The 26,467-nt window shown below is 75.0% G+C and carries 21 protein-coding genes and 1 pseudogene; 7 read left to right on the top strand and 15 right to left on the bottom strand.

Annotated features, from left to right (window positions below):
* Nucleotides 1–290 precede the first annotated feature (290 nt).
* Nucleotides 291–1,502: pseudogene (locus AC3ERT_RS34000) on the bottom strand (glycosyltransferase family 4 protein); the annotation flags it as partial.
* A gap of 225 nt (nt 1,503–1,727) precedes the next feature.
* On the opposite strand from AC3ERT_RS34000, the gene AC3ERT_RS33995 reads away from it, so the two are divergent.
* Nucleotides 1,728–2,240 carry an FAD synthase family protein gene (locus AC3ERT_RS33995; protein WP_335982925.1) on the top strand — a complete coding sequence of 171 codons (513 nt, stop codon included), beginning with the start codon at nt 1,728–1,730 and terminating at the stop codon, nt 2,238–2,240.
* Here AC3ERT_RS33995 and AC3ERT_RS33990 read toward each other — a convergent pair.
* Nucleotides 2,212–2,949, bottom strand: coding sequence for a CDP-alcohol phosphatidyltransferase family protein (locus AC3ERT_RS33990; RefSeq protein WP_435178807.1), 738 nt, complete (start codon nt 2,947–2,949; stop codon nt 2,212–2,214). The genes AC3ERT_RS33995 and AC3ERT_RS33990 overlap by 29 nt on opposite strands.
* Before the next feature lie 223 nt (nt 2,950–3,172).
* A complete protein-coding gene (locus AC3ERT_RS33985; protein WP_435137463.1) occupies nt 3,173–4,114 on the bottom strand; it encodes an aldo/keto reductase in 942 nt (313 codons plus the stop codon).
* An 86-nt stretch (nt 4,115–4,200) separates the two neighbouring features.
* On the opposite strand from AC3ERT_RS33985, the gene AC3ERT_RS33980 reads away from it, so the two are divergent.
* Nucleotides 4,201–4,866 carry a TetR/AcrR family transcriptional regulator gene (locus AC3ERT_RS33980; RefSeq protein WP_435137466.1) on the top strand — a complete coding sequence of 222 codons (666 nt, stop codon included), beginning with the start codon at nt 4,201–4,203 and terminating at the stop codon, nt 4,864–4,866.
* 39 nt (nt 4,867–4,905) lie between these two features.
* Here the strand turns inward: AC3ERT_RS33980 and AC3ERT_RS33975 are convergent, their stop codons facing one another.
* From AC3ERT_RS33975 to AC3ERT_RS33965, 3 genes are read right to left on the bottom strand one after another with little or no spacing between them, the layout of a single operon-like run.
* Entirely contained in the window at nt 4,906–6,153 is a 1,248-nt protein-coding gene (locus tag AC3ERT_RS33975; RefSeq protein WP_435178805.1) for a serine hydrolase domain-containing protein, read from the bottom strand.
* The gene (locus AC3ERT_RS33970; protein WP_335982883.1) at nt 6,119–6,313 is read right to left on the bottom strand and encodes a hypothetical protein; all 195 of its coding nucleotides are present in this window, start codon (nt 6,311–6,313) and stop codon (nt 6,119–6,121) included. The genes AC3ERT_RS33975 and AC3ERT_RS33970 overlap by 35 nt, the downstream gene beginning before the upstream one ends.
* 16 nt (nt 6,314–6,329) lie before the next feature.
* Nucleotides 6,330–7,679, bottom strand: a complete 1,350-nt coding sequence (locus AC3ERT_RS33965) for a multidrug effflux MFS transporter (protein ID WP_335982885.1) — start codon at nt 7,677–7,679, stop codon at nt 6,330–6,332.
* 107 nt (nt 7,680–7,786) lie between these two features.
* Here AC3ERT_RS33965 and AC3ERT_RS33960 point away from each other — a divergent pair, with 107 nt between their 5' ends.
* Complete coding sequence (locus AC3ERT_RS33960; protein ID WP_435137474.1) at nt 7,787–8,845, top strand: Gfo/Idh/MocA family protein; 1,059 nt, start codon at nt 7,787–7,789, stop codon at nt 8,843–8,845.
* Between the two features lie 17 nt (nt 8,846–8,862).
* On the opposite strand, the gene AC3ERT_RS33955 is transcribed toward AC3ERT_RS33960, so the two are convergent.
* Together AC3ERT_RS33955 and AC3ERT_RS33950 are read right to left on the bottom strand one after the other, a co-directional pair.
* Nucleotides 8,863–9,357 (bottom strand): GNAT family N-acetyltransferase, encoded by a 495-nt coding sequence (locus tag AC3ERT_RS33955; protein WP_335982888.1) that lies wholly within the window; start codon nt 9,355–9,357, stop codon nt 8,863–8,865.
* Between the two features lie 73 nt (nt 9,358–9,430).
* Nucleotides 9,431–10,933, bottom strand: a complete 1,503-nt coding sequence (locus AC3ERT_RS33950) for a pyridoxal phosphate-dependent decarboxylase family protein (protein ID WP_435137478.1) — start codon at nt 10,931–10,933, stop codon at nt 9,431–9,433.
* Between the two features lie 685 nt (nt 10,934–11,618).
* Here AC3ERT_RS33950 and AC3ERT_RS33945 point away from each other — a divergent pair.
* The 4 genes from AC3ERT_RS33945 (at nt 11,619) to AC3ERT_RS33930 (ending at nt 19,390) form a co-directional block, all read left to right on the top strand.
* The gene (locus AC3ERT_RS33945) at nt 11,619–15,767 is read left to right on the top strand and encodes a type I polyketide synthase (protein WP_435178803.1); all 4,149 of its coding nucleotides are present in this window, start codon (nt 11,619–11,621) and stop codon (nt 15,765–15,767) included.
* A gap of 102 nt (nt 15,768–15,869) precedes the next feature.
* Nucleotides 15,870–16,022: a hypothetical protein gene (locus AC3ERT_RS33940; RefSeq protein WP_435178801.1), complete on the top strand. Its 153-nt coding sequence runs from the start codon at nt 15,870–15,872 to the stop codon at nt 16,020–16,022.
* On the top strand, nt 16,012–16,776 hold the full coding sequence (gene fabG / locus AC3ERT_RS33935) for a 3-oxoacyl-ACP reductase FabG (protein ID WP_435178799.1): 765 nt from the start codon (nt 16,012–16,014) through the stop codon (nt 16,774–16,776). Before AC3ERT_RS33940 ends, fabG begins: the two co-directional genes overlap by 11 nt.
* Before the next feature lie 178 nt (nt 16,777–16,954).
* Nucleotides 16,955–19,390: a tetratricopeptide repeat protein gene (locus AC3ERT_RS33930; RefSeq protein ID WP_435178797.1), complete on the top strand. Its 2,436-nt coding sequence runs from the start codon at nt 16,955–16,957 to the stop codon at nt 19,388–19,390.
* 140 nt (nt 19,391–19,530) lie between these two features.
* On the opposite strand, the gene AC3ERT_RS33925 is transcribed toward AC3ERT_RS33930, so the two are convergent.
* The 7 genes from AC3ERT_RS33925 to AC3ERT_RS33895 all read right to left on the bottom strand — a co-directional run bounded on the left by AC3ERT_RS33925 (nt 19,531) and on the right by AC3ERT_RS33895 (nt 26,393).
* Nucleotides 19,531–20,142: a hypothetical protein gene (locus tag AC3ERT_RS33925; RefSeq protein WP_435137493.1), complete on the bottom strand. Its 612-nt coding sequence runs from the start codon at nt 20,140–20,142 to the stop codon at nt 19,531–19,533.
* Nucleotides 20,139–21,332, bottom strand: a complete 1,194-nt coding sequence (locus AC3ERT_RS33920) for a hypothetical protein (RefSeq protein ID WP_435137496.1) — start codon at nt 21,330–21,332, stop codon at nt 20,139–20,141. The genes AC3ERT_RS33925 and AC3ERT_RS33920 overlap by 4 nt, the downstream gene beginning before the upstream one ends.
* Before the next feature lie 415 nt (nt 21,333–21,747).
* On the bottom strand, nt 21,748–22,179 hold the full coding sequence (locus AC3ERT_RS33915; RefSeq protein ID WP_435137499.1) for a TIGR03668 family PPOX class F420-dependent oxidoreductase: 432 nt from the start codon (nt 22,177–22,179) through the stop codon (nt 21,748–21,750).
* A complete protein-coding gene (locus AC3ERT_RS33910; RefSeq protein WP_435137502.1) occupies nt 22,179–23,003 on the bottom strand; it encodes an LLM class F420-dependent oxidoreductase in 825 nt (274 codons plus the stop codon). Before AC3ERT_RS33910 ends, AC3ERT_RS33915 begins: the two co-directional genes overlap by 1 nt.
* Before the next feature lie 208 nt (nt 23,004–23,211).
* Nucleotides 23,212–24,639 (bottom strand): RICIN domain-containing protein, encoded by a 1,428-nt coding sequence (locus AC3ERT_RS33905; RefSeq protein WP_435137505.1) that lies wholly within the window; start codon nt 24,637–24,639, stop codon nt 23,212–23,214.
* Between the two features lie 96 nt (nt 24,640–24,735).
* Nucleotides 24,736–25,470: a hypothetical protein gene (locus AC3ERT_RS33900; protein WP_435137508.1), complete on the bottom strand. Its 735-nt coding sequence runs from the start codon at nt 25,468–25,470 to the stop codon at nt 24,736–24,738.
* Nucleotides 25,467–26,393, bottom strand: coding sequence for a hypothetical protein (locus AC3ERT_RS33895; RefSeq protein ID WP_435137511.1), 927 nt, complete (start codon nt 26,391–26,393; stop codon nt 25,467–25,469). The genes AC3ERT_RS33900 and AC3ERT_RS33895 overlap by 4 nt, the downstream gene beginning before the upstream one ends.
* Between the last annotated feature and the right edge of the window lie 74 nt (nt 26,394–26,467).

The raw sequence follows: 26,467 nt of genomic DNA, 5'->3' as shown, positions 1-26,467 counted from the left end.
TCGTCGTCGGTTCGGGCCTCGCCCGGGTCCGCTGCCGGGGCGTCCGCACACTCTGCCGCCCGCTCCTCCGCCGACTGCTGCGTCTGCGGTTCGGCGGCGGGGCGGGGCGGGGCCGCCGGGCGCGGTGGGGCGGGGGGTTTCGGGGGCGCGTCCGGGCGCGGCGGTACGGCGACGGCGGGCGCGGGATCGGCGCCGGGCTCGGGCTCGGGCGCAGCCGCAGTTACGTCTTCCGCGGGTACTGCCTCCACAGGCGCGGCCCCCTCCACGTCGGCGCCCTCCGGCGCCTCCCCCTGCGGCGCCCGCTCCGTGTCCCCCAGTACCTCCGAGAGCAGCGCGTCGATCCGCTTCAGCCCCGCCTCGCGGGACAGGTGCGCGTCCACGTAGACCGGCCCGGCGGCGGCCAGGAGCGCGGCGCGGGGCTCGTCGAGAGTGAGTGCCAGGACCGCGCCGAGCAGGTCCTGCGGCGACTCCGGGGCCACCACCACCCCGGCGCCGGAGCGCCGCACCTCCGCCGCCGTACCGCTGTCCGCGGCCACCGCGGCGATCACCGGGCGCCCGGCCGCGAAGTACGAGGTGAGCTTGGACGGCAGGCTCATGTCCCGTACCGAGGCCCGCTGGGTGACCAGGAGGAAGTCGGCGGCGGCCAGTACGTCGGGGAACTCCTCGTCCGCGGCCGGCGGGAGGAAGTCCAGGTTGGGCAGGCCGCCCGCGAGCGCCCGCAGCTGGTCGCGCTGGTTGCCGTCGCCCATCAGGACGACGCGGGTCTCGGGTGCCGAACGGGCCGTCTCCACAAGGACGTCGAGCCCCTGCTTCAGGCCCATGTTCCCGGAGTGCAGCAGCACCGTCTGCCCGGGGCGCCAGCCCAGCCGGGCCCGCATCTCCTCGCGGGGGCGCGACGGGCGCCGTACGTGCGACCAGTTCGGCACCACCCGTATCCGCTCGGCCGGCACCCCCATCGCGGCCACCTTCGCCACGAACGACTCGTGGATCACCCCGACCAGCGCGGCCCGCCGCAACGCGTGCTTCTCGACGAGACCGGCGGCGCGCCCGGCCGGCCCGCCGCCGCGTATCCCGCTCTGCGCGGCCGCCGCGCCCATCAGGTCCTGCACGATCGGCACGAACGGCACGTCGTACCGCTCGGCCAGCCGCGCGCCGAGGACGGCCCCGGCCAGGCTCGGCATCTGCGCGAAGACCGCGTCGGGCCGGCCCATCCCGGCGGGTTCGTCACGGCCGCCGCGCAGCACGCTCAGCTCGAACGCGGCCCGGCGCAGGGCGGTTTGGCGGGCGGGCACCGCGTGGCCGCGCCGGTGCACCCGGACGCCCGCCCGGTCCTCCTCGATCCGCCGCACCCCGGTGTAGGCCGGGTCGAGCTTCCAGGCGGGGTAGTGCGGCATGCCGGTGAGCACGTGCACCTCCGCGCCGCCGGCCGCCCAGTGCTCGGCGATCTGGGTGGCGTACGGCCCGATGCCGGCGTGCTCGGGCGCGTAGTTGGTGGAGACCAGCAGGAGCCGACGGCGCAGATCCGACGTAGCCACGAAGTGTTCCTTCCCCCCGGGACGAACCCCCAGATCCAGACAAGTGCACACCCTAGCCGTTCGCGGCGCCACCGGACCTGCGGTTGCCGTGCGTCGGCGGCCGCAGTTCCGCGAATCCCCCGTTGCGCGCGATACGTCCGGCTATCGTCTGAGACTCCGCGACGCTGGGGAGCGTCGTACGGCTGGGGGTTGATGATGCTGCACCGGGTCGGTTACGCGCCGGGGGTCTACGACCTCTTCCACGTCGGGCACCTGAACATCCTGCGGCACGCCCGCAGCCAGTGCGACTACCTGGTGGCGGGTGTCGTCTCCGACGAGATGGCCCAACTCGCCAAGGGGCGCGGCCCGGTGGTGCCGCTGGTGGAGCGGCTGGAGATCGTGCGGAGCGTGCGGTTCGTGGACGCCGCGTTCGTGGAGACGGTGCCGGACAAGCTGGAGACGTGGCGCCAGGTGCGGTTCGATGTGCTGTTCAAGGGGGACGACTGGCGCGGGACGGAGAAGGGGCGGCGGCTGGAGGAGCGGCTCGCCGCGGTGGGGGTGGAGGTCGTGTACTTCCCGTACACCGTGCACACGTCGAGTACGCAGTTACGGCGGGCGCTGGACGTGCTGGCCGGACCGGCAGGTGCGGCGGGTGCGGCAGGTGCGGCGGGTGCGGCAGGTGCGGCCGCCGCCCCGCTCAACCCGCCTGACGCGGGAGCGCGTTGAGCTCGCGGAACCACTTCGTCAGGAAGGCCGCGAGGAAGAGCACATGCACCGCGAACAGCGCGGTGTAGCCGTAGCGGAAGGCGCGTTCGCTGCCGAGCAGCAGGAACACCGCGCACGTCACGCCGTAGTCGGCCGGCAGCAGGGCGACCGCCCGCAGCCGGGAGGGCGGCTGCGCCGGGGCGCCGGCCGAACTCCCCTTGGGCTTCAGCTTGTCGGTGAGCAGACCGGCGAAGAAGACGAGTACGGCGGTGAGTTGGAAGCCGAGCGGCACCAGCAGCCAGCCCGCGCCGGGCAGCCGGAAGTGCCGGTAGAAGGTGATCAGGACCGCCGCGTGCAGCGCGGTGATCTTCGCGCAGTCCACCACGTGGTCCAGCCACTCCCCCGCCGGGCCGCCCCGGCCCAGCAGCCGTGCGAGCTGGCCGTCGGCCGAGTCGAAGGCGAAGCCGACCGCCAGCGCGGCGTAGACGGCCACCGCCAGCCGCCACGACGGTGCCGCCACGGCGAGCGCGGCGATCCCGGCGCCGCTGCACGCGGCGCTCACCAGCGTCACCTGGTTCGGGCCGAGCCCCGCGCGGTACGCCCCCGCGGCCAGCACCCGCCCCACCGGCCGGTTCACGTACCGCGAGTACAGCGAGACCCCCTTCGCGGTCTTCTGCGCCCCCCGCAACCGCCGAAGCGCCTCCCCGAACCCCAGCGCCCGCCCGCCCATCCGCCTCCCCCTCGCCGCCGCCCCCCACCCGTATCCTGCCGGACCGGCCCCACCCGGCGCGCGCGATCAGCCGTACCGCGCCTCAGAATCCGCCCTGCTTCTCCTCGCCCCGCCGCACCATGTCACCGCCGACCGGCAGCGGCGGCTGGGCGGTGCGGGACAGGGTGCCGCGGGGAATCGCGGGGGGGGACAAGGGCGGGCATGCCCGGCAGTCTGCCAGGGGTCAGCTGAGCGGGAGCTCCAGGGGGCGGGATTCGACGGCGTCGAGGGTGGCGAGGGTGGCGGCGTCGAGGTGGAGGGCGCCGGCGGCGATGTTCGCCTCGAGGTGGGCGGGGTCGGCGGTGCCGGGGATCAGGGCGGTGTTGGGGGTGTGGTGGAGGAGCCAGGCCAGACCGACCTGGGCCGGGGTGGCGCCGAGCGCGGTGGCGGCGGCTTGGACGGCGGGCTCGTCGGTGACCTTGGGCAGCCCGGGGAAGGCGCCGCCGAGCGGGAAGTACGGGACCCAGGCGATGTTCTCGGCGACGCAGAGCCGGAGGATCTCCTCGTCGCGGCGGGCGACCAGGCTGTACGCGTTCTGGACGCAGACGATGCCGGCCGGCAGGGCGCGGCGCACCGTGTCGATCGAGACGGAACTGAGGCCGATCGCGCCGATCTTGCCCTGGTCGCGCAGGTCGGTCATGACGGCGAGCTGGTCGTCGAGGTCCACGACCTGGTCGCCCTCGGCGCGCAGCCCGGGCCCGGTGTCGGTACGGCGCAGGTTCACCACGGGGATGCGGTCGAGCCCGAGGCTCTTGAGGTTGTCCTCGACGCTCGCGCGCAGCTCGTCGGGGCGCTGCGCCAGCCGCAGCCGGATGGGTCCGTCGGCCGGGGTGGCTCCGACCTTGCTGACGATGATCATGCCGGTGCCGTCGGCGGAGGCGTCGGACGCGCCGAGCCGGTCGCGGTAGGCGTCGCGGATCACGCTGTTGACGAAGCCGTCGCCGTAGAACTCGGCGGTGTCCACGTGGTTGACGCCCAACTCGGCGACGCGGTGCAGGAGGGCGACGGCGGCGGCGCGGTCGTCGTGGAGGCGTTCGAGCTGCATCGCGCCGAAGCCGATACGGGAGACGGTGTGGCTACCGAGGCCGGTGGTGCCGCCGGCGGGGGCGGCGGGGCTTGCTGCCATGGGAAATATGCTCCTCGTGAGACGATAGAGTAAGCGGAGGAACCTCCGTATCGCCACTGTACACCTTTACCGGAGGACCCTCCGCTTTGACTGACGCCGACCCCGCACCCGAACCCGCACCCGAACCCTCGCCAGAACCCGAACCCGCACCCGAAGCGGCTCCCACGGCCCCCAAGCCCCCGCCCCGCAAGCGCGCCGCCCGCGCCGACGCCCAGCGCAACCGCGACAAACTCGTGGCCGCCGCCCGCGCCGCCTTCACCACGGCCGGCGAGGCCGCCCCGCTCGAAGCCATCGCCCGCGAGGCCGGAGTCGGCATCGGCACCCTCTACCGCAACTTCCCGACCCGCGAAGCCCTGGTGGAGGCGGTCTACTCGGCCGAACTCGACGACGTCACCGCCAGCGCACCCCGCCTGCTGGCGGAGCTGCCCCCCGCCGACGCGCTCCGGGCGTGGATGCGGCGCTACGCCGCCTTCGTCGCGACCAAGCGCGGCATGGGCCAGGTGCTGCGCGCCGGGTGGTCCTCGGGCCGGATCTCCCCGCCCGACACGCGCCGGCGGATCGGCGCGGCCGTCGGCACCCTGCTGGCAGCGGGCGCGCAGGACGGGACGATCCGCGGCGACGTGGCGGCGGAGGACCTGACCGTGATGCTCGTCGGGATCTTCCTGACCGCGGCCACCGGCGGCGGCCAGGAGCAGACGGACCGGCTGATCGAGCTGGTGATGGACGCGCTGCGGCCGCGGCCGGCCGCGTGACGGTACCGCTCCCCCCGCGGCCGCGGCCGGGAGAAAGGGTCAGTGCACCGCGCGTGCCAGCCGGGTCGCCGCCTCGGCCCGCGGCCTGCTGCCCTCGCGCCAGTCGCGCGCCGGGTGCACCGAGTTGGTGAGCAGCACCAGGAACGTGTCGGTCGCCGGGTCCAGCACCAGCCCGGTCCCGGTGAACCCGGTGTGCCCGAGCGCACCGCGCCCGGCCAGCTCGCCCATGAACCACGGCTGGTCGCGCTCGAAGCCCAGCGCAGTCCCCGAACTGCCCGCGCCCGCAGCACCCGCCCCGCCCGCGCCGCCCGCGCCGCGCGCGCTGCCCGCACCGCCGGCACCGCCCGCACCCCCGGCCCCGAGCAGCAACCGCACCCCCGCCGCCGACAGCAGCACCCGCGACGTCCCCGCGACAGCGTCCAGCACCGCCCGGCAGAACACCGCCAGGTCCCACCCGGTGGAGAAGAGCCCGGCGTGCCCGGCCACCCCGCCCATCGCGTACGCGTTCTCGTCGTGCACCGAGCCGTGCACCATGCCCCGGTCCAGCTTCCCCCACGGCCGCCGTTGGTCCTCGGTCGCCGCGATCCGCGGCAGCCAGGAGGCGGGCGGGTTGTAACGGGTGTCGGCCATGCCCAGCGGCCCGGTGACCTGCTCGGCGATCAGCCGATCGACGGTGCGGCCGGTGACGCGCTCCAGCACGGTCTGGAGCAGCAGCAGGTTCAGGTCGGAGTACGTCCGGGTGGTGCCCGGGGGCGTCAGCGGCGGCTCCGCGGCGAGGCGAGCGGCGCGGGCTGCGGCGTCGGGCTCGTCGTACAGCGGGAGCTCCGGCCGCAGCCCCGAGGTGTGGGTGAGCAGGTGCCGCAGGGTGACGCCGTGCGCCGCGGCGGCCGTCAGTTCGGGCGCGTACGACGCGACGGGCGCGTCCAGCCGCAGGGCGCCGCGTTCGATCTGCTGGACGGCGACGAGGGCGGTGAAGAGCTTGGTGACCGACGCGAGGTCGAAGACGGTGTCGGCCCTGGCCGGCACCCACTGCTCCCGCGGCAGCTCCACCCCGCGGTCGGCGTGCTCGTCGTAGGCGGCGTAGCGCACCGCCCAGCCGACCGCCTCGTGCAGCGCCACCACACGGCCGCGCCCGGCCACGACGACGGCGCCCGCGCACCACGGGTGCGGGCGGTCGTGGTCGTGGCCGGGCTCCAGCCAGGCGCTCAGGCCGGGAACGATCCGGTGCAGCTCGTCGGTGTCGAGGCCGGCCTCACGGCAGGAACCTCTCGACAGCGGCGGGGCCATGTTCCTCCAGTGCCTTGCGGGCCTTCTCGATCAGCTCCGGCGTGCAGTCGCGGCCGGAGGCCATCACCAGGTCCTCCGGGTCGATGGAGTGCTCCGCCCCGGTGTGCAGCGTACTGTCGGCGGTTTTGAACGCCCAGGTCTTCTCCGGATCGTCGGACATCGCAACCTCCCGAGGTCTACGGTCCCTCCACCGTACGCCGCCCGCGCAGGCAGAGCCCGGCGAAGCAGGCCACGGCGACCAGCACGCAGCCGAGCTGGGTGACCGCCATCGGCACCGCGGTGCCGTCGCCCGCCACGCCCGACAGCGGGGACAGCACGGCACCGACCAGGAAGGACGAGGTGCCGATCAGCGCGGAGGCGGCGCCGGCGTGCTTGCGGGTGCGCAGCAGCGCCTGGGTGTTCGAGGTGGGCAGCACCAGGCCCATCGACGCCATCAGCACGAACAGCGCGGCGGCGATCTCCGGGAGGGTGGCGTGGCCGAGGGCGCCGGTGGTCAGCAGCACCAGCGCGGTGGCGGCGAGGGTGATCATGGCGAGGCCGAAGCCGAGCACCTTGTCCATGTCCACCCGGCCGACGAGCACCTTGCCGTTGAGCTGGCCGACGCCGACGATGCCGACGGAGTTCAGGCCGAACAGCCAGCCGAAGGTCTGCGGGGAGGCGCCGTAGATGTCCTGGACGACGAACGACGACGCGGACACGTACGTGAACAGCGCCGCGAAGGCGAAGCTGCCGGCCAGCACGTAGCCGGTGAAGACCTTGTCCGCGAGCAGGCTGCGCATCGAGCCGAAGGTGGAGCTCAGCTCGCCGCTGTGCCGGTCCTCCGGAGGCAGCGTCTCCAGCAGGCGCCGCCAGCAGACGACGGTCAGCAGGGTGCCGACCACCGCGCAGACCACGAAGATCCCGCGCCAGTTCGTCAGCCGCAGGATCTGGCCGCCGATCGCGGGGGCGATGATCGGGGCCACCCCGGAGATCAGCTGGAGGGTGGCGAAGAACCGGGCCATGTCCAGGCCGTCGTACATGTCGCGGACCACGGCGCGGGAGATCACGATGCCCGCCGCGCCGGCCAGCCCCTGGACCAGCCGGAAGCCGATCAGCAGCGGCACGGTGGGGGCGAACGCGCAGACCACCGTGGCCAGTACGTAGATCGCCATGCCGGCCAGCAGCGGGCGGCGGCGGCCCCAGCGGTCGCTGAGCGGGCCGACGACGAGCTGCCCGAGCGCCATGCCGGCCAGGCACGCGGTCAGGGTCAGCTGCACCATCGCGGACGAGGCGTGCAGAGCACCCGAGACCCGCGGCAGCGCGGGCAGGTACATGTCCATCGACAGCGGCGGGAGCGCGGTGAGCCCGCCGAGGACGAGGGTGACGACGAAGCCGGTGCGGACGCTGCGGTCCGGTGCCGGGTGCTTCCCCCGCGGGCCGCGGGCCGGGGCGGGTGCCGGGGGAATGGGGGTCGAGGTCGGGGCGTGGGTGGCGGTGAACTGGGCGGGGCCGTTGGGCCCGGCGTCCTGCACGTGGGCACTCTCCATCGGAAGTTGTTTAAGCGTTGCCTATTCTTTCAGTCGCCATGGACCATCAGGCACGAATATCCGGGGACCGAGATGTGAGGTCCGCAACGAGCGAGGGCGTACGCACGATGAGCGAGCACACGACGGGCGGGCACACCGCGGGCGGGGCGGGCGCCGGCGCACCCGGGCGCAGAATCCGCTGGGGCATCCTGGCGACCGGCGGGATCGCCGCGAGCTTCACCGAGGCGCTGCTGTCGCTGCCGGCGGACGCCGAGGTGGTCGCGGTCGGCTCGCGCAGCACCGAGGCGGCGGCGGCGTTCGCCGAGCGCTACGGCATACCGCGGGCGTACGGCGACTGGGCGGAACTCGCCGCCGACCCGGACGTGGACGTGGTGTACGTGGCCACGCCGCACTCCGCGCACCGCGCCGCCGCCGGGCTGTGCCTGGAGGCGGGGAAGGCGGTGCTGTGCGAGAAGGCGTTCACCATCAACACCCGTGAGGCGCGCGAGCTGGTGGGGCTGGCCCGCGAGCGCGGGCTGTTCCTCATGGAGGCGATGTGGACGTACTGCAACCCGCTGATCCGGCACCTGCTGGCGCTGGTGCAGGACGGCGTGATCGGTGAAGTACGGCACGTCAGCGCGCACTTCGGCTTCCACAGCGACTTCCCGCCCGAGCACCGCATGCGCGACCCGCGCCTGGGCGGCGGGGCGCTGCTCGACCTCGGGGTGTACCCGGTGTCCTTCGCGCACCTGCTGCTCGGGGTGCCCGACACCGTGGAGGCGTGGGCCCAGTTGACGCCGGAGCGGGTGGACGCGGCGACCGGGATCGTCCTCGGCTGGCACAGCGGGGCGATCGCCACGCTGAGCTGCGGGTTCACCGCGGACATCGGGGCGCCGGCGGCGATCGCCGGGACCGGCGGGCGGATCGAGATCCCCGACGGCTTCTTCAACGCCGACCGGTTCGTCGTCCACCGCGAGGGGGTCGAGCCGCAGACGGTGCTGCTCTCCGACGTCAGCGACGACCACGAGCGCGGGAGCATGCGGCACGAGGCCGCGGAGGTCATGCGGGCGCTGCGCGCCGGGGAGACGGAGTCGCCCCTCGTGCCGCTGGACGGCTCGCTCGCGGTGATGTCCACCCTCGACCGCGTCCGCGAACGCGTCAACGTCCGCTATCCCGGCGTCGACTGACGCGCACCGGCGGCCCGCTACTGCGCCGGCGGCAGGGTGAGGTCGAGGTCGAGCCGGATGGCGCGGGTGGTGAAGCCCTGGCGCTCGTAGAAGCGGCGGGTGGTGTCGCTCGCGGCGTAGGCGTTGACCTCGGCGCGGACGGCGCCCCGGCTGCGGGCCCAGGCGAGGAAGTCGGCGGTGAGGCGGGTCCCGACGCGGCTGCCGCGGTGGCCGGGGGCGACGTACAGCGCCCGGAGGGTGGCGCTGCGGATCGGCAGGACCGCGACCGGCTCGGCGAGGGCGCCGACGAGGTAGCCGACGACGGCGCCGTCCCCGCCGTCGGCGACCAGCACCAGCGACGACGGGTCGGCGAGGGTCGCCGCGAAGGACTCCCTGCCGTGCCGCAGCGCCCACTGCGGCTCCACCGCCGGGTCGCGGACGGCCGCGTCCTCCGTCAGCAGCGCCACGCTGCACGTGACGATGCCCTCGATGTCCTGAGCGGTGGCGGTACGCACGTGTACGGAGTCGTTCATACCCGAGAGGCTACGGCGTCCCGCGCCGCGCGGCCGTCGCCCGCGCCGCGCGCCACGGCGGAGCGGTGGCCTGTCATGTCGGCGCCTGCCGGCGCGTGTCGGGGCCGGTGTCGCGGCGGCCGTGGCCGGGGTCCTCGGGCCCGGGACCGAAGGCGCGGGCCGTGCGGTGCGCGGCGAGGAAGGCGGCCACCGCCGGCTCGGTCGCGGCCTCGTCGGTGCGCCAGCCGCACACCGACAGCCGTACGGCGCTCTGCCCGCGCCAGTGGGTGGGCGTCACCCAGCAGGTGCCCTCGGAGTGGAGCCGTCCGACCACCCGGCGGGTGTGCGCGTCGTCGCCGATCCGCAGCAGCACCTGGTTGAGCCGGACCGGCACGAGGACGTCGATGCCGGGTTCGCCGGCCAGCCGGACCGCGAGGCGGCGCGCGGCGGCGCAGTTGCGGTCGACGAGGTCGGCGACGCCCTGCCGGCCCAGGTGGTACAGCACCGCCCACAGCGTCAGCGCGCGGGCCCGCTGGGACATCTCCACCCGGTGGTCCAGCGGTTCGCGGCCGGCGGGCTCGGCGCCGGGGGCGTACTCGGTGTGCGGGCCGACCGCCCGGCGCAGCGGCTCGGGCCGGGCGCAGAACGCCAGCCCGCTGTCGTAGGGGGTGTTGAGCCACTTGTGGCCGTCGCAGGCCCAGGAGTCGGCCTGGCCGGCGCCGTCCAGCAGCGGGCGGTGCCGGGAGGAGGCCGCCGCCCACAGCCCGAACGCGCCGTCGAGGTGCAGCCAGCCGCCGTGCGCGTGGGTGACCTCGGCGATCGCCCGCAGCGGGTCGACCGCGCCGCAGTGGGTGGAGCCGACCTGGCCGCAGACGATGAGCCCGCCGGGGGCGGCCGCGGCCAGGTCGCGCAGGTGGGGCACGGCCATCCGGCCGACGTCGTCGGCCTGCACCCGGCGGATCGCGCCGCCGAGCCCGAGCAGCCGCAGGCAGCGCAGCACCGAGGCGTGGGTCTCCTCGCCGACCAGCACGGTCAGCGGCGGCGCGCCGGCCAGGCCCTGCTCGCCCGCGCTCCAGCCGGCCCGCTGGAGCTGGTGCTCGCGGGCGGCGGCCAGGCAGGCCAGGTTCGCGGTGGTGGAGCCGGAGGTCAGGCCCATCGCGGTGCCGGCCGGCAGCCCGAGCAGCTCCACCAGCCAGCGTTCGCAGACCTCTTCGGCGACCGCGGACAGCGGGCTGAGGTCGTGGAAGGCGTCGCACTGGTCCCAGACGCTGGTCAGCCAGTCCGCGGCGACACCTACCGGCAGCGCGCCGCCGACCGCGTAACCGAAGCCGCGCGGACCGCCGGTGGCCGGAGCGCCCGCCTCGCCGGCCCTGATCAGCCGTTCCACGGTGGCGTGTTCGGGGTGGCCGGCCACCGGCAGCGGCCCGCCGAGGAGTTCGGCGACCCGTCCCGGGTCACGGGCCCGCACCGTCCGGTCCGCGGCCATGAACGCCTCCGCGTAGCCCGCGACTTCGGCGAGCACGCCGCGGGGCCGCGGTCCGGCCGGTTTCCTCGATCCGGCGGTCGACTGGGCCGGGACCATGGGTCGTCCCCTCACGTCGTACGCCCCTCTCCTTGTCGCGCGCCGCCGTCTTACGGCCGTATCGCGCCCTGAACGGTACGGGCGTTCTTTCCGGCCGGGCCCGTCGCCGATCACCGGGAATGCGTCTTTCATTCCAACGGGGTAAAGGGTGTGGCGATTCGGTGCGCACCGGGTGAAGCGATCGACAAATGGCGCCGCACCCACGGAAGTAGGGAATTCAACGGTAATTCGGCGGCGGCCGCAACGCGACTACGGGGGCAATTGTGCGGCGCCGCACAATTGCCCCCGCGGGCGGGTCCGGTGCTCTCGGACGCCCAGCCGCGGAACGCCCCGCGGACGTGGACCCGTTCGGGTGATATCGCGGCAACAGCTGGCGCGTGTCGTGCAGTTGGCTGCTTCACTTGATGACATCCGGTCGGTTCCGAGCGGGACCGGACCGGCTGCTCCGCGCGGGTATTCGACCGCCGAGCGGCGCGGAGCCGTCCACCGAAAGCGCCGAAATCCTGTGCCGGGAGCCCGAAACGGGTTTTGCCCGGCCGCGCCGCACTCCTCCGCACCGCACTCGCCCGCACCGCACTCGCCACCCCGCTGCTCCGCCGCTCTTCCCCTCCGCCACTCCCGCCGGTACGGACCTCCGCCGAAATCCGGAGGGCCGCGTTCCCCAGTCCCACCCGAACGCACCGTTTAAGGAGAAGTCCCCTTGGAAACAGAGCCCATTGCCGTCGTCGGCGTCGGCTGCACCCTGCCCGGTGGTGTGCACACCCTGGAGGAGGCCCGCGCCGTCTTCGAGGAGGGCCGGGACTGCGTACGGGAGATCCCGGCGGAGCGCTGGGACGTGGACGAGCTGTACGACCCGGACCCGCTGGTGCGCGGCCGCACCTACGTCCGGCACGGCGGGTTCGTCGACGACGTCGACCGGTTCGACGCCGCCTTCTTCGGCGTCTCCGAGGCCGAGGCGGCGCACATGGACCCGCAGCAGCGGATGGTGCTCCAGACCGTCTGGCACGCCCTGGAGAACGCCGGGCAGGACCCCGAGGAGCTGTCCGGCGGCAACACCGGCGTCTTCATGGCCCTGATGTCCTTCGACTACTCCACCCTCAAGAGCCGCGCCGGGCTGAACGGCATCACCGCCCACGAGGCGATGGACACCGACAGCATCGCCGCCGGCCGCGTCGCGCACTTCCTCGGGCTGCGCGGCCCCTGCCTGACCCTGGACACCGCCTGCTCCGGCTCGCTGGTCGCCCTGCACCTGGCCCGGCAGTCCATCCTCACCGGCGAATGCGACACCGCGATCGTGGCCGGCGCCAACGCCATCCTCGCGCCGGACGTGCACATCTCCTTCTCCAAGCTCGGCCTGTTCTCCCGGGCCGGCCAGTGCCGCACCTTCGACGCCGACGCCGACGGCTACGTCCGCAGCGAGGGCTGCGTGGCGGTGCTGCTCAAGCGGCAGTCCCTCGCCGAGGAGCAGGGCGACCCGATCCTGGCCAGCGTGGTCGGCACCGCGCTCAACCACACCGGCCGCACCCGCACCCTCACCACGCCCGACGGCGCCAGCCAGCAGCGGGTGATCCGGGCCGCGCTGGCCGGCTCCGGCGTACAGCCCGCCCAGGTCGACTACGTGGAGGCGCACGGCACCGGCACCCCCGTCGGCGACCCCATCGAGATGGACGCCATCCTGCGCACCTACGGCGCCGGGCGCCCCGCCGACCTTCCGCTGTACGTGAGTTCGGGCAAGAGCAACGTCGGGCACATCGAGGCCGGCGCCGGCCTGCTCGGAGTGGTCCGGGCCGCGCTGTCGCTGGACCGCGAGACCATCTACCCGAGCCTGCACCTCAACCGGCTGCACCCGAAGATCGACCTGTCCGGCACCCCCGTGCGCATCCCCGCCGAGCCGGTGAGCTGGCCGCGCCGCGACACCCCGCGGATGGCCGCGGTCAACTCCTTCGGCTACAGCGGCACCAACGCCCACGCGCTGCTGCGCGAGGCGCCCCGCCGGCCAGCCGAGCCGCAGCCCCCGGCCGCCGTACCGGCCCGCACCGACGAACTGCTGGTGCTCTCCGCGAAGTCCGCCGACAGCCTGGGCGAACTCGCCGACCGCTGGGCGGACTTCCTGTCCACCACCGGCCGCCAGGACCTGCCCGCGGCGGTGTTCACCGCGGCCGCCGGACGCGCCGCGCTGCGCCACCGGATCGCGGTGACCGGCCGCGGCGCCGGCCAGCTCGCGAACAGCCTGCGGCAGTGGCGGACCGGCCGCGCCCCGGCCACCGTCTCCAGCGGGCACCCGCGCGGCACCGCCCAGGTCGCCCTGGTCTTCTCCGGCCAGGGCACCCAGTACCCGGGAATGGCCCGCGAACTGTACGCGCAGGAACCGGTGTTCACCGACGCGGTCGACCGGTGCGCGACGGCGATGGACGGGGTGCTCCAGGTTCCGCTGCGGGAGGTGCTGTTCGGCGCGGACGGCGAAGCCGGGGGCGCGAGCGGAGGTGCGAGCGGGGGTGCGAGCGGGGGTGCGAGCGGGGGCGGCGGGTACACGGGCGGCGGGGTGGACCTCGATGACACGCGCTTCGCCCAACCGGCGCTGTTCGCCGTCGAGTACGGCCTCGCGGAGCTGCTGCGCTCCTGGGGGGTGCGGCCGGCCGCGGTGGCCGGGCACAGCGTCGGCGAGCTGGTCGCCGCCTGCGTCGGCGGCATGCTGCCCCTGGAGGACGCGGCCCGGTTCAGCGTGCGGCGCGGCCAGGTGATGGCCGAACTTCCCGGCAGCGGGCGGATGCTGGCGATCCGGGCCGACCAGGACACGGTCGCCGGCTGGCTCGCAGGCCGCGAGGAGCAGGTGGCGCTCGCGGCCGTCAACGGACCGGCCGACGTGGTCGTCTCGGGTACCGCCGACGCCGTGGAGGAGATCGCCGAACTCGCCGCACAGGCCCGGGTGGACACCGCGTGGCTGCGCACCTCGCACGCCTTCCACTCCCCGCTCATCGACCCCGCGCTGCCCGAACTGGCGAAGCACGCAGCCGAGTTGCGGGCCACCCGGCCGGAGTGCGCGGTGTTCTCCGCGACCACCGGCGGTGCGCTCACCGGTGCGGAGGGCCCCGCGTACTGGACGGCCCAGGCGCGCGCGACCGTACGCTGCCACGACGCCGTACGGGCCGCCGTCGACGCCGGCTGCACCCTCGTGGTGGAGGTCGGACCGCATGCCGCGCTCACCGCGCACCTCGCCGGGGCGTTCGCCGACCGCGGGGTGACCGTGATCCCCACCCTCGACCGCGACCGGCAGGACGTACGGCGGATGCTGACCGCCGCCGGCGCCCTGTTCACCGCCGGGGCCGAACTGGCGGTGTCCCGGCTCTACCGCGGCGACCGGTACCGGCGCACCTCGGCGGCGCCGCAGTACCCCTTCCGCAAGGACCGCTACTGGTGGGTCGATCCGTCCGCGCCGGCCGAGGACGGCAGCGCCGCGGTGGCGGCCGCCCCGGCGCCGGCTGCCACCGCGATCCCCGCGCAGCGGCCCGAGGCCACCGTCCACGCCTACCCGCTCGCCGCCACCGCGCCCTGGTCCGACCACCGCGTGCACGGCGCCACCGTCTTCCCCGCCACCGGCTACCTCGACCTGGCCGTCCGCGCACTGGCCGAGGCCACGCAGGCCGCCGAGGCCGCGGCGGGAACAGCAGGACCAGCAGAAGCCGCGGCAGCAGAAGCTTCAGGCGACGCCCAGGACGCCGTAGCGGCCGGGGGTGCCCGCGGGCAGCACCCCGGCCTGGTGCTCGGCGACATCGAGTTCACCCGCCCCCTGGTCCTCACCGCCGACGGCCCCACCGCCCAGGTCACCCTCACCGCGCCCGCACCCGACGGCGATCGCCGCTTCACCGTCACCGGCGGCGCGAAGGACGGCAGCCGGCCCGAGCACTGCCACGGCACCATCGCACCGGCGCGCAGCGGCGAGCGGGCCGGGCGGCTGCCGGAGGCGCTGCGCGCCGACGCGCCGCACGCCCGGCGCCCCGCCCAGCTCTACGGCGCGCTGCGCGACGGCGGGCTGGAGCACGGCTTCCACTTCGCCACCGTGCGCGAGCTGTGGCTGGCCGGCGGCGGCCGCGAGGAGGCGCTCGGCCGGATCACCGCCACCCCCGACGGCGCGCCCGACGAGACGCACCCGTACCGGATCGCCACCGTGCTCGACGGCGCGCTCCAGCTCGCCGCCGCGCTCTTCCTCACCCCGGCCGACGCCGAGAGCACCGTGCCGGCGGCACCGCAGGCCGGAGACGCCCTGCTCCCCGGCGGCTACGTACCGGTGGCGCTGCGCCGGCTCGCCCTGCCCGGTCCGCTGCCCGGCGAGGTGTGGGCGCAGGTGCGGCGCCGCCCGCACGCCGCGCGGACCGGCTTCGTGGTCGACGTGCGGCTGTCCGACGCCGACGGCCGGATCGTCGCCGACCTCGAAGGCGTCGAGTTCCGGCACGCGGGCGCGCTGGCCGGCAGCGACCTGCCCGCCCCCGCCGAGCACCCGGCGCAAGGGCCCGGCCGCAGCCGCCGCGAGCTGCTGGACGCGCTGGCCCCGCTCGGCCCGCAGGAGCGCCGCCAGGCGGTCATCGACTGGATCGCCGCGGAGGTCCGGGAGACGCTGGGCAAGGCGTCCGAGGAGATGGACACCGTCGCCGACGGCATCGACCCGTCGCTCGCGCTGCTGGAGATCGGCCTGGACTCGCTGCGGGTCACCGCGCTCCAGCGGCGTATCCAGGAGAAGTTGGAGTTCCGCTACAAGGCGATGGAAGCGCTCGACTACCAGACGGTCGAAGGGCTCGCCGACTTCCTCCTGGAGCGGGTGCTGTCCGCGGAACCGGCCGCCGCGAACGTCTGAACCCCGCCGCCCCTCGACCCGCTCCCCCTCGACCCGCCCCCTTCGACCCGCTCCCCCACCCCAGGCCCGCAGGGGCACCCTCCCGGAGGTATGAGCCGGACCATGCTGGATTCCACTTACGTCACGGACTACATCGACAGCCACCTCGGCCGGCGCCAGGTCAACAAGATCCAGCACGGCTTCCGCGAGCGGGAGGTCGGCCAGCAGAAGGATCGGCTGGTGCCGGCCGGCGAGGGGGCGGGCCATGTCGGCTGACCTGCCGCTGAGCGGCCGCAAGTGCGTGGTCACCGGTGGCGCGCGCGGTATCGGCGCCGCCGTGGTCCGGCTCGCCCTCGCCCAGGGCGCCGACGTGGTCTTCGGCTACCACTCCAGTGCCGCGGCCGCCGCCGAGCTGGCCGAGAGGATGCGCGCCGCCCATCCCGGCCAGCGGTGCACCGCGCTGCCGGGCCGGGTCGGCGACACCGCGGACGCCGGCCGCTTCGCCGAGGACGCGCTGCACGAACTCGACGGCGCACTGGACATCCTGGTCAACAACGCGGGCATCACCCATGACATCAGCTTCGCCCGGATACGCCGCGAGCAGTGGGACGAGGTGCTGGAGACCAACCTCGGCAGCATGTTCAACGTGACCCGGCCGCTGGTGATGCCGCTGGTGCGGCAGCGGCGCGGCGCGATCGTCAACATCACCTCCGCCTCCGGGCTGCACGGCGCCCCGGGCCAGACCGCGTACTCCGCGTCCAAGTCCGGGGTGATCGGCTTCACCAAGGCGCTGGCGAAGGAGATCGGCGGGCTCGGGGTGACGGTCAACGCGGTGGCCCCTGGGTTCATCGCGACGGACATGACCGCCGCGATCCCCGAACCGCAGGCCGAACGCCTCAGGAACCTCATCCCGTCCCGGGAGTTCGGCGACGCGGACGACGTCGCCGCGCTGGTCTGCTTCCTCGCGTCCGACCGGGCCCGCTACATCACCGGCCAGGTCATCGAGATGTCCGGCGGCCTCATCCTCTGAGCCCTCGCGGGCGAGCGCGGGTGCCGGGCGCGTGACTCGAAGCGGGCCCTCCACCCCGCCGGGAGGCGACCGCACCGCGATCGCAGGGTATGCCTTGGGGAAACACGACGGAACGAGGCATCCGGCGCGCGCGTCCGGACCGTGGCGGGCCGTCGCCGGTGAGGGGGGACGGGCTGACATGCGGGACGAGGGTGTGGCCGAGGCGCTGTTATCGGCCAAGCTGCTGCACGGCACGGGGCGCGGCTCGGCCGCATGGCAGGAACTCGCCATGCTGATGGGGCCGGTGGCGGCGGTCGATCCGGAACTCGCCGCCGCCTGGCACGACCTGCGCGCGGACCCCGTCACCGGCAGCGCCGGCGCGGTGTCGGCGACCCTACGCGATCACGCGGCCGCGCTGGCCGCGTGCGCGGCACGGCACGGCGCGCTGCTCGACCGGCTCCACGCCTGGAGGGCCCGTTCACCAGGGCAGGACGCCGCCGTCGAGGTGGTCAGCAACCACCTGGCCGGCGGCGCGCAAGTGCACGGCGGCATGGTGCAGGCGCGGAACATCACCGGCGACATCCACTTCCACCACGCGCAGCCGCCCGCGCCCGCGCCACGCCCCGTGCCCCGCCAACTCCTTCCGGTCCCGGCGCACTTCACGGACCGCGAGCGGGAGCTGCGGATGCTGGACGAGTTGCGCGACCGGCGCGAGCCGGACGTGGCGCAGGTGATCGTGGTCAGCGGTCAGGGCGGCGTCGGCAAGACCGCCCTGGTCTCGCGGTGGCTGGGCGCGCGCGAGGCGGAGTTCCCCGATGGCCAGCTCTATGTCGACCTGGGCGGGAACGAGCCGGACGACGTGCCGGTCGGTCCCGCGGAGGCGCTGGGCTCGCTGCTGCGCGCCTTCGGGGAGACGGTCGAGCCGGCCGGGCTGGCCGAGCGGGCGGCGCAGTGGCGGTCGGTCACCGCGACCCGCCGGTTCGCGGTCATGGTGGACAACGCGCTGACCGCCGCGGACGTGCGGGTGCTGCTGCCCAGCGCCCCCGGCAGCCTGGTGATGGCCGCCAGCCGGTACCGGCTGACCGGTCTCGCGGTGGACGGCGCCGGCTTCTGCCGGGTGGGGGTGCTGGACCCGTCGGCCGCCCAGGAGTTGTTCGCCCGGGGCGCGGGCCGGCTGCGGGCCGAGCGCGAGGCGGCCGCGGCACGCGAGGTCGTCGCGCTGTGCGGGGGGCTGCCGCTGGCCATACGGCTCGCCGCGGCGCGGCTGGCGGCGCGGCCCGACCAGCCGGTGGCGGCGCTGCGCGACGCGCTGACGGCGGGCGCCGGGCCGCTGGGCGAGCTGCGGGCGGAGGGCGCGGGGACCGTGGAGGCGGTGCTCGACGCGTCCTACCGGGCGCTGGCGCCGGACGCGGCGCGCCTGTACCGGTGCCTGGGGCTGCTGCCCGCCGTGCCGTTCGACCCGCCGTCGGCGGCGGCCGCGGGCGGGCTCACCGTCGCCGCGGCCGGGCGGCTGATCGACGTGCTGGTGGAGGCGAACCTGCTGGAGCCGGCGGGCGCGGACCGGTGCCGTTTCCACGCCCTCGTACGGCTGCACGCGGTGCAGTGCGGCCAGGCGCGGGACTCCGCGCATGACCGGGACGACACCCTGCGCCGCTACGCGGACTGGTGCCTGGCCACGGCCACCCGCGCCGAGGCGCTGCTCGCGCCCAGCCACCGCACTCTGGCGCGCGACTACCGGTTCCCCACCGAGGCGGCGGTGTCGTTCGCCGACGACAGCGCGGCACTGTCGTGGCTGGAGGCGCACCAGGACGCGCTGACGTCCGCGGTGTCGCTGGCCGCCGATCGGCAGTGGCACGCCACCGCCTGGCAACTCGTCGACGCCCTGTGGCCGATGTTCCTGCGGCTGCGGCTGTATGACGCGTGGATCGCGGCCCACCGGACCGGGCTCGCCGCCGCGCGGCGGGACGGCGCCGCCGCGGGCGAGGCGCGGATGCTCACCTCGGGCGGGATCGGGCTGCGCGGCGCGGGCCGCCATGACGAGGCGGAGGTCTGGTTCACCCAGGCCCTCGAACTCGCCCGGGCCGGGGGCAACCGGCTCGACGAGGCGCAGGCGCTGATCGGGCTGGGCACCACCTTCCGCGAGGCGGGACGGCTGGACCGCGCCGAGGAGGCGCACGAACGGGCCCTGGCGCTGCGGGAGTCGGCCGGCTACCGCCGCGGGGCCGCGCTGTCCCGGCTGCGGTTGGGCGAACTCGCCCTGGACCGCTCGGACTTCGAGGGCGCGGTGGAGCACCTCGGCCGCGCCCACCGGGACTTGTCGGCCGAGCACGACGCCTATGACGCGGCGCGGGCCAGGGCGCTCCTCGGCTTCGCGCTGGGCCGGGCCGGGCGCCGTGCGGAGGGCGCGCGGGAGCTGCGGGGCGCCCTCGACGGGTTCGACGCGACCGGGTCGGTGTTCTGGCGGGCCAGGACCCTGGAGATGCTGGGCCTGCTGGCCGAGCAGGACGGCGAGGAGGCCGCCGCCCGGCAGCAGTACGAGGAGGCGCTGCGGATCTACGCCTCTCTCGCCCCGGTGGACGCCGAGCGGGTGCGGCGGCGCCTTGCCGAGCTGGGGCCCGCGGACGCCTCGCCCTGAGGGCGGTGCGCCCGATCCGGTCGGGCCGCCCCGTACCGGCCGGCACCGGTCGGCACCGGTCGGCGCCCGGCCGTTGCCGCGGGGTGCACGGCGGGCCGGGGCCGATCGGTGTCATGGTGCGGCGCGGGTGCGGCGCGCCTTCAGGCCGACAGGCGCCGGTCCGCCGCCGGGTCCGCCGGTGGCACCGGGCCCGGCCGGAACCGCATCCGGCCGTGGCGCGGCGCCCGCGGTGACGGCGCCGACAGGCAGATCGCCGCCAGGTCGGCCCAGTTGCCGCCGAGCACCAGCTCGGTGTGCAGGCAGGACGCCACCACGGCCAACTCCGCTTCGGTCGGCGCCCGTTGGCCGTCGGCCGGGGTGACCGTCACCTGCCGCCCGCCGCGGGCGGCCGCGACGCAGCCGCCGTCGGCGGTGGGCACCGCCGCCACCAGGCAGCCAGGGAACCGCTCCAGCGCGCCCCGCGCCGTACGCAGCGCCAGTGCGGGCCGGTGCGCACAGCCGAGCACCAGCACGTCCGCCACCTCCGGCCGCGGCGAACCCGCGGCCAGTGCGGTGTTGACGTGCTCGTCGACGACCTCGCCCGGCCCGTACCGTCCGGCGCCGTCGAGCGGCAGCCGGCGGACCGTGACCAGCGCGGACCCCGCCGTGCGGACGACGAGCAGCCCGGCCGGGCGCTGCCCGCGGCCGGCCGGCCGGCGGTGCACCGCCACGGCGGTGCGGTGCGGGACCGCGTCCGTGTGCCGCGGCCTCATGCCGCCTCTCCGGTCCGGTCGGCCGTCCAGCGGGAGAGCGGGGCGGGGGCGGGGACCGGGCGCGGCGGCACCGGGTAGGCGGGCCGGCCGATGCCGAGCAGCCCGTAGACGAGCGCGCGGGCCCGCTGGTTGAACCGGCCCGGCTCGGAGGTCAGCCGCGCCGCCACCGCCGCGTAGGCGGGCCGGTCGTACTCCTCGGCGGCGTACCGCAGTTGGGCTTCCAGCGGGCGGGCCGTCGTCAGGGCCGGGGCGAGCCGGGCGAGCGCGGCGGCCGGTGAGGCGTGGTGCACCCGCTCGTGGGGGTAGCGGGCGAGCAGGATGGGCGCCGGGGTGACGGTGGCGTAGGAGGTGAGCGAGCCGTGGTCGCCGACCACCCAGTCCGCCGCGGCCAGGTACGCCCGCCAGTCGGCCTCCGGCGGCACCAGCGCGATGCCCCTGCGGCGGTAGCCGGACAGCCAGGACTGCACCTGCCACCAGCCGTGCCCCGCCCAGATGTTGGGGTGGCTGAGCATCGCCACGCGGTAGCGCCGCCGCGGCAGTTCGCCCAGCAGGCGCGGCAGCAGTTCGTCCAGCGCCGTGAAGGACGCGCCCTGGCCCCAGGTGCTGCTGAGCACCACCAGCCGCTGCCCGTCGCGCAGTCCGAGCGCGGCCCGGTAGGCGTCCCGGTGCGGCAGGCTGACCGTGAGCCGGTCGTACACCGGGTCGCCGACCACCGTGGCCACGGGCACGCCCTCGGGGCAGTTGCGGGCGAGGGTCGCCAGGTCGTCGCGGTGGGCGAGTGCCACGGCGGCGGGCAGCATCCGCCCGTCGCGGGTGAGGTTGTCCCGGCTGAGCATGCCCGGCGGCCGCTCCTGGCCGGGGCGGCCGTGCCAGACCCGCTGGGCCTTGATCTGCCCGGCGCCGTGGGAGAGCAGCACGACCGGCGCGCGGACCTGCTCGATGTGCTCCCAGCCGGCGGCGAGCGCGAGGTCGAACTCGTGCCGGACCGCGACCTCCCACGGGATCACCGGGGCGCGCAGCCGGCGCAGGAAGCGCAGTGCGCCCTCGCCGAAGGCGGCGTGCGGCGCCACCGTGAAGAACAGCTGCACCCTCATGTCGGAGTCGAACATCGGGAAGATGTCCGTGAGCCGCTGGAGATACGTCAGCGTCTGCCCTATGACCAGAATCTTCTTGCAGTCGCGAACCGTCATCCACTGTTCGCGATCCCCATCCATCGGCCTTTCCGGGCCGATCTCGGCGCGCATAGAAAGTCCCCCTCCGCCGTCCCGGACTCCTCGGTCCGGCCGGCTGTCCACCGACCCGCGCCGACCGTTTCGGCGCATCCCGGTCGGGTCCTGTCGGGGAACTACCCAGGGGTCTCGGAGGCTTCCTTGCAGAGAGCTTGCAGCACCCTTGCTCCCATGGCCACGACCGCTTCGGCGCCGTCCGGACCTGCCCGTGGGTGTCTCGGGACGGGGGGCGAAGCATACGGCTCCGCCGAGCATATGCCATGCGCCGCACGGAAGGTCGCCTTCATGGTCATCTGCCCGGTGGCTTCGCCCGCGGAACCGCGCCCGTCGCGCCGCCACGGGCGGGCGGCGGCGGGGGCGGCGGGGGGGTCAAAGGTCAGGTGGCGTGCCAGCCGGTCCAGGTGGTGATGTGGGCCTCGATGACCTCGCCCGCCGGGGGCCGGTCGGCGTAGTGGCGAGGGTACTTGGCGGTCAGGAGCGCGGTCCAGCGGGCCGCCGCGGGAGACGCGGCGGCCGGGGGCAGGACGCGGGCGCGGCCGTCGGCGCGGGTCCACCACAGGCGGTCCCAGTCGTCGTCGTAGTGGTCGACGAGGAGGGAGACCGCCGGGTTCGCGCGGATGTTGGCCAGCCGCTTGAGCCGCGGGGACGTCTTGGGTTTGTGGTCGACCGCGATCGCCAGGAGGTCCCCGGCCACCACGAAGACCACCGGCACCAGGTGCGGGCGGCCCGCGGCGTCCGCCGTCGCCAGCCTGGCGATCGGGGACGCCGTGAACCGCTCGCGCGCCTCGGCCGTGCCGAGCGCGGGCATCAGCCGAGGCGCGCGGCCAGCTCGGCGAACCGGTCGAGGTGCGCGAGCGCGGCCGGCTCGGGGTCGGACGGCAGGTAGAACTGCACGCGCTCGACGCCGAGTTCGGCGTACGCCTCGATGGTCTCCGCGTCGTCGGGCACGGCGTAGACCGTGACGGGGACATCGCGTCCGGCGAGGGCGCGCAGTTCCTTCATCCGCTCCCCCAGCACCTTCGGCGGCAGGCTGTTGGCGAGCCAGGCGTCGCCGAGTTCGACCACGCGCGGGAAGGCGCCCTGGCCGCCGCCGACGTAGATCGGCGGGTGCGGCTGCTGCACCGGCTTCGGCCAGGCGAAGACCGGGTCGAAGTCGACGAACTCCCCGTGGAACTCGGCCTGTTCCTTCGTCCACAGCTCGATCATCGCGCGCAGCCGCTCGTTGGCGAGGCGGCCGCGGACGGCCGGGTTCGTGCCGTGGTTGGCCATCTCCTCGCGGTTCCAGCCCACGCCGATGCCGAAGACGGCCCGCCCGCCGGAGACCAGGTCGAGCGAGGCGACCTCCTTCGCGGTGTGGATCGGGTCGCGCTGGGCGACGAGCGCGATACCGGTGCCCACCAGCAGCCGTTCGGTGACGGTCGCGACGGCGGTGAGCGCCACGAACGGGTCCAGGGTGCGGTAGTAGATGTCGGGAAGCTCGCCACCGCCGGGGTAGGCGGACTCGCGGCTCACCGGGATGTGGCTGTGCTCGGCGATGAACAGCGAGTCGAACCCGCGCTCCTCCAGGGCCCGCCCGAGTGGGGCGGGGCGGATGCTGCGGTCGGTGATGAAAGTGGAGATCCCGAACTTCATACGGCTGGCTCCTCGTCGCTTCGACCCGTACGGGCACCGTGGCCCGGCCTCCGTACAGGCATACCACCCGGGCGCCGCCGAGCGCGGCGGGGCCCGCGGGGGCCGGCCCAGGTCGGACCGGTTGCCGGAATCAACGAAGCGGCGCCCGGTCCTCTTCCCCGCCGCCACGTTGCCGCGCGCTCGGTCACCGCGCGCGGTTCCCGGCCGTTCAGTTCGACGGGCTCGTGGTGGCCGGCGGGTTGTCCCAGGGCTGGGAGTCCGGCTTGCGGATCTTCCACTCCTGGTCGTCGGTGTCGGTGCAGTGGAAGAGGGTCAGGGCGGTGTTGTCGCCGCCGGTGCTCTCGCCCGACACGTCCAGGCAGAGGTTGTCGCTGGCGTAGTTGCGAATCCAGTAGGCGCCGTCGGGCTGCTTGGCGAGCCACCACAGCTGGTTGTCGTCGGTGGTGCCGGTGCAGCGGCCCTCGATGATCTTCGTGGTGACCGGCTGCGGCCCGGTGTCCGGCAGGTCCATGCAGAGCCGGTCCTTGTCGTTGCGGATCTGGAACAGCTTGGTGCCGCCCGGCCCCTGGTTCTGGTAGCGCACCTCGAGGTCGAACAGCTGGTTGTCCGCGTCCGTGCCCATGCAGCTGAACTCGTTGACCGCGCCGCCGATCTGGCCGTCGCCGGAGCCGGGGATGTCCGCGCACTTGTCGGTGGTGGTGTTCCACAGCAGCACCCGGGTCGCGGGCAGCACGCTCTTGGGCTTCGTGGTCCCGCCGCCGCCCCCGCCGCTCGAGGACTGGGGCGCGGTGGTCGCCGGTGTGGTGGGCGGGGTGGTGACCGGGGTGGTGGGCGCCGCGGGTGTCGGGGTCAGGGTGCTGAACGCGGCCGGGCTGGCCTTCGGCGTCGCCAGCGAGCTGACCTGCGGCTTGTGGGTGAGCCAGAACATCGTGAAGGCGATGACGAGGCCGATCAGCGCGCAGAAGGTGGCGGCCACCCAGCGCGGCAGGAAGCCGCGCTGGACGTACTTGCCGTCGACGCTGACCGGGTCCGCGCCCGAGCGGGTCACGTCCAGCGTGTAGGGGCGCTGCTGGCTGGCGCCGAACCAGATGATCTGCCGCGGCCGGAGCGTCGTCTTCACGAACGCCGCCCGGCCGGGCTCGATCTGGACGTTCGCCGGGTGGATGTCGTACCCGATCTGGTCGCCGTTGTCGGCGCCGCGGATCGAGGCGGTGAGCTTGGTGTTGCCGATGTTGTCCACCGCGAGCTTGGGCTTGCCGCGGAAGCGGCCCTTCACCGTCGGCGGCACGATCTCCGCGCGGACGGCGGTGAACGGCGTGATGGTGAGGTTGCCCTCGGGCACCGTGGTGGCCTCGGGGCTCTCGGTGGGCGTGACCCGGATCGCGTACGGGTTGGGGCCCGCGACGGCGTCGGGGGTGCGCGGCGGGGCGAACGTCAGCAGGATCGAGTCGGTGGTGCCGGGGTAGAGCCGCAGCACCTGCGGTTCTATCCGGACCCAGGGCGCGATGTTCCCGACGGCTTCGAAGCGGTATTCGTCCACCACGTCGCCGGTGTTGCGCACTCGCAGCCGTACCGTGGTGCTCCCACCCGGGTCGACGGTCGCGGACGGGGGTTCCAGGGCAGTCCAAAGGCTCACGGTGCTGAGTTTAGGGATCTTCGGTGCCGGACGGCAGCGGACCCATGGGCAGTTCGCGCCGCCGCGGGGGCGAAGCCGTTGCCCTTCGAGGCCGGGTCAGGTCAGCAGCCGGACCAGGCGGTCGCGGATCTCGTCCTTGCCGGCGACCGGCTTCGGCTCCAGTGCGGCGCCGCTGCCCTCCCGGGTGAGCAGGTGCAGCCGGCCCGACCTGCGGGCGAGCACCAGGTCGGTGCTGGCGCCCGCGATCTCGGCGGAGCCCTCCGCGGTGTACTCGGTGAGGGTGAGCAGCGCGGCCCGCTCCGCACCCGACAGCAGTGCGTCGGCGCCAGGTTCGGTACCGGGGTCGGGGTCGGCCGGGCGACCGCGCGGCAGCCAGTCGACGAGGATGTCGACCGCGGCGCCGAGTTCGTACAGCCCGATCTGGTGGACGCCGAGCGCGTCGATCCGCACCATCAGGCAGATCCGCTCGGGTTGCGGCAGCAGCAGGATGCGCCAGGGCTCGCCCGCCTCGGTGCCGGTCGTACGAGCGTCGAGCACCCGCCGGGCCCGCTGCTGGAACGCCACCGCGATGCCCAGGTCGCCGCGTACCTGCACCTGCTCGCCGCTGCCCGCGAGCAGCAGTTCCCGGGCGGCCAGGGAGCGTACGGCCTCGGCGAGTTCCTCGTCCGAGGGGCGGGCCTCCAGGAAGTCCACGATGGCGTCCACGGCGGTGAGTTCGGCGATGGTGTACGCGCCGAGCAGCACCGGCCCGGTGTGCACCATGTTCACCACGGCCGTGACCAGTCCGGCCGGCACGGACGCCTGGCCGGGCCCGGGGGTGTCGTCGCTCATGCCGGTCCTCCTGACCGCCAGGTGTCCTGCCCGGGCGGCTCGTGCCGCTCGCGGAGCACCCGCGCCGCGGTGCGCGAAGGCGCCTGCGTGACCCACACCTCGGAGTTGCCGAACAGCCCGCGCCCGCCGCGGCCGGTCAGCGCCTGCCCCAGTTCGCCGCCGAGGTCGGCCCGGTCGGGCGGCGGGAAGTGCGCCGCGAGTTCCCGGGAGACGGCCGTGGTGTCGTCGCTCTCCTCGATCCGGCGCAGCGTCCGGGCGAGGGTGCGCGCGACCGGCGGCGTCAGCGAGGTGGGCACGGCGACCATCGGCGAGAGGTACAGCGGGCGGCGTTCGGTCATCCGCGACAGCCCCCAGGGGCCGACGTTGCTGCCGGTGAAGCGGTACTGGAGGTAGTCCACAAGGTGCCGCAGGTCGTCCAGGCTGGGCGCCTTGGACCCGCCGAAGGCCGCCGGGGTCTTCTCCAGCTGCACCCAGGTGCCGTTCGCGGTACGGCCGTGCAGCTTCTCCCGCACCACATGGCCGCGCATCCCGAAGTCGGGGTAGCGCTTCTTGTCGATGTCGCGGTGGTGGCTGGACAGCCGGGGGTGGTTGCCCTGGCCGGTGCGCCACTTGTCGTACAGCGCCGGGTCGTCGACGAGGACGTGGCCGCCGCGCAGCACGTCGCGCAGCTGCGGCACCTGGAGGCCGTGCTGCTCCAGGTCGTCGAGGATCACCGCCTCCTCGTCGCTGAGCCGGCCGGCCGCCTTCACCAGGCCCCGGCGGTACTCCCCCGCCCGCGCGGTGATCTCGATCATCAGCCGGACCCGGCGCCGCATCCGCTCGGCGGCTCCAGCCATGTCGGCCACACCGGTGGCGGCCGCGGGAGCGGCACCGACGGCCGGCCCTCCGCGGGCGTCGGACTCCGGCCCGGGCTCGCGTCTCACCTGGCCAGTACAGCACGCCGGCCGCGACCTCGCAGAGGTTGCGGCCGGCGCCGGCGGCGCTATCCTGCGGCGCG

The organism is Actinacidiphila sp. bgisy145, assembly GCF_057708125.1.
The sequence above is the reverse complement of the archived record's forward strand: the minus strand, read 5'-3'. Positions and strand labels throughout refer to the sequence as shown.

What these genes read in the sequence shown, in the direction of transcription:
- AC3ERT_RS33995 (WP_335982925.1), top strand. Translation starts at nt 1,728, where the DNA reads ATGATGCTGCACCGGGTCGGTTACGCGCCGGGGGTCTACGACCTCTTC.
- AC3ERT_RS33990 (WP_435178807.1), bottom strand. Translation starts at nt 2,949, where the DNA reads ATGGGCGGGCGGGCGCTGGGGTTCGGGGAGGCGCTTCGGCGGTTGCGG.
- AC3ERT_RS33985 (WP_435137463.1), bottom strand. Translation starts at nt 4,114, where the DNA reads ATGGCAGCAAGCCCCGCCGCCCCCGCCGGCGGCACCACCGGCCTCGGT.
- AC3ERT_RS33975 (WP_435178805.1), bottom strand. Translation starts at nt 6,153, where the DNA reads ATGGCCCCGCCGCTGTCGAGAGGTTCCTGCCGTGAGGCCGGCCTCGAC.
- AC3ERT_RS33970 (WP_335982883.1), bottom strand. Translation starts at nt 6,313, where the DNA reads ATGTCCGACGATCCGGAGAAGACCTGGGCGTTCAAAACCGCCGACAGT.
- AC3ERT_RS33965 (WP_335982885.1), bottom strand. Translation starts at nt 7,679, where the DNA reads ATGGAGAGTGCCCACGTGCAGGACGCCGGGCCCAACGGCCCCGCCCAG.
- AC3ERT_RS33960 (WP_435137474.1), top strand. Translation starts at nt 7,787, where the DNA reads ATGAGCGAGCACACGACGGGCGGGCACACCGCGGGCGGGGCGGGCGCC.
- AC3ERT_RS33955 (WP_335982888.1), bottom strand. Translation starts at nt 9,357, where the DNA reads ATGAACGACTCCGTACACGTGCGTACCGCCACCGCTCAGGACATCGAG.
- AC3ERT_RS33940 (WP_435178801.1), top strand. Translation starts at nt 15,870, where the DNA reads ATGCTGGATTCCACTTACGTCACGGACTACATCGACAGCCACCTCGGC.
- fabG (WP_435178799.1), top strand. Translation starts at nt 16,012, where the DNA reads ATGTCGGCTGACCTGCCGCTGAGCGGCCGCAAGTGCGTGGTCACCGGT.
- AC3ERT_RS33930 (WP_435178797.1), top strand. Translation starts at nt 16,955, where the DNA reads ATGCGGGACGAGGGTGTGGCCGAGGCGCTGTTATCGGCCAAGCTGCTG.
- AC3ERT_RS33925 (WP_435137493.1), bottom strand. Translation starts at nt 20,142, where the DNA reads ATGAGGCCGCGGCACACGGACGCGGTCCCGCACCGCACCGCCGTGGCG.
- AC3ERT_RS33920 (WP_435137496.1), bottom strand. Translation starts at nt 21,332, where the DNA reads ATGACGGTTCGCGACTGCAAGAAGATTCTGGTCATAGGGCAGACGCTG.
- AC3ERT_RS33915 (WP_435137499.1), bottom strand. Translation starts at nt 22,179, where the DNA reads ATGCCCGCGCTCGGCACGGCCGAGGCGCGCGAGCGGTTCACGGCGTCC.
- AC3ERT_RS33910 (WP_435137502.1), bottom strand. Translation starts at nt 23,003, where the DNA reads ATGAAGTTCGGGATCTCCACTTTCATCACCGACCGCAGCATCCGCCCC.
- AC3ERT_RS33900 (WP_435137508.1), bottom strand. Translation starts at nt 25,470, where the DNA reads ATGAGCGACGACACCCCCGGGCCCGGCCAGGCGTCCGTGCCGGCCGGA.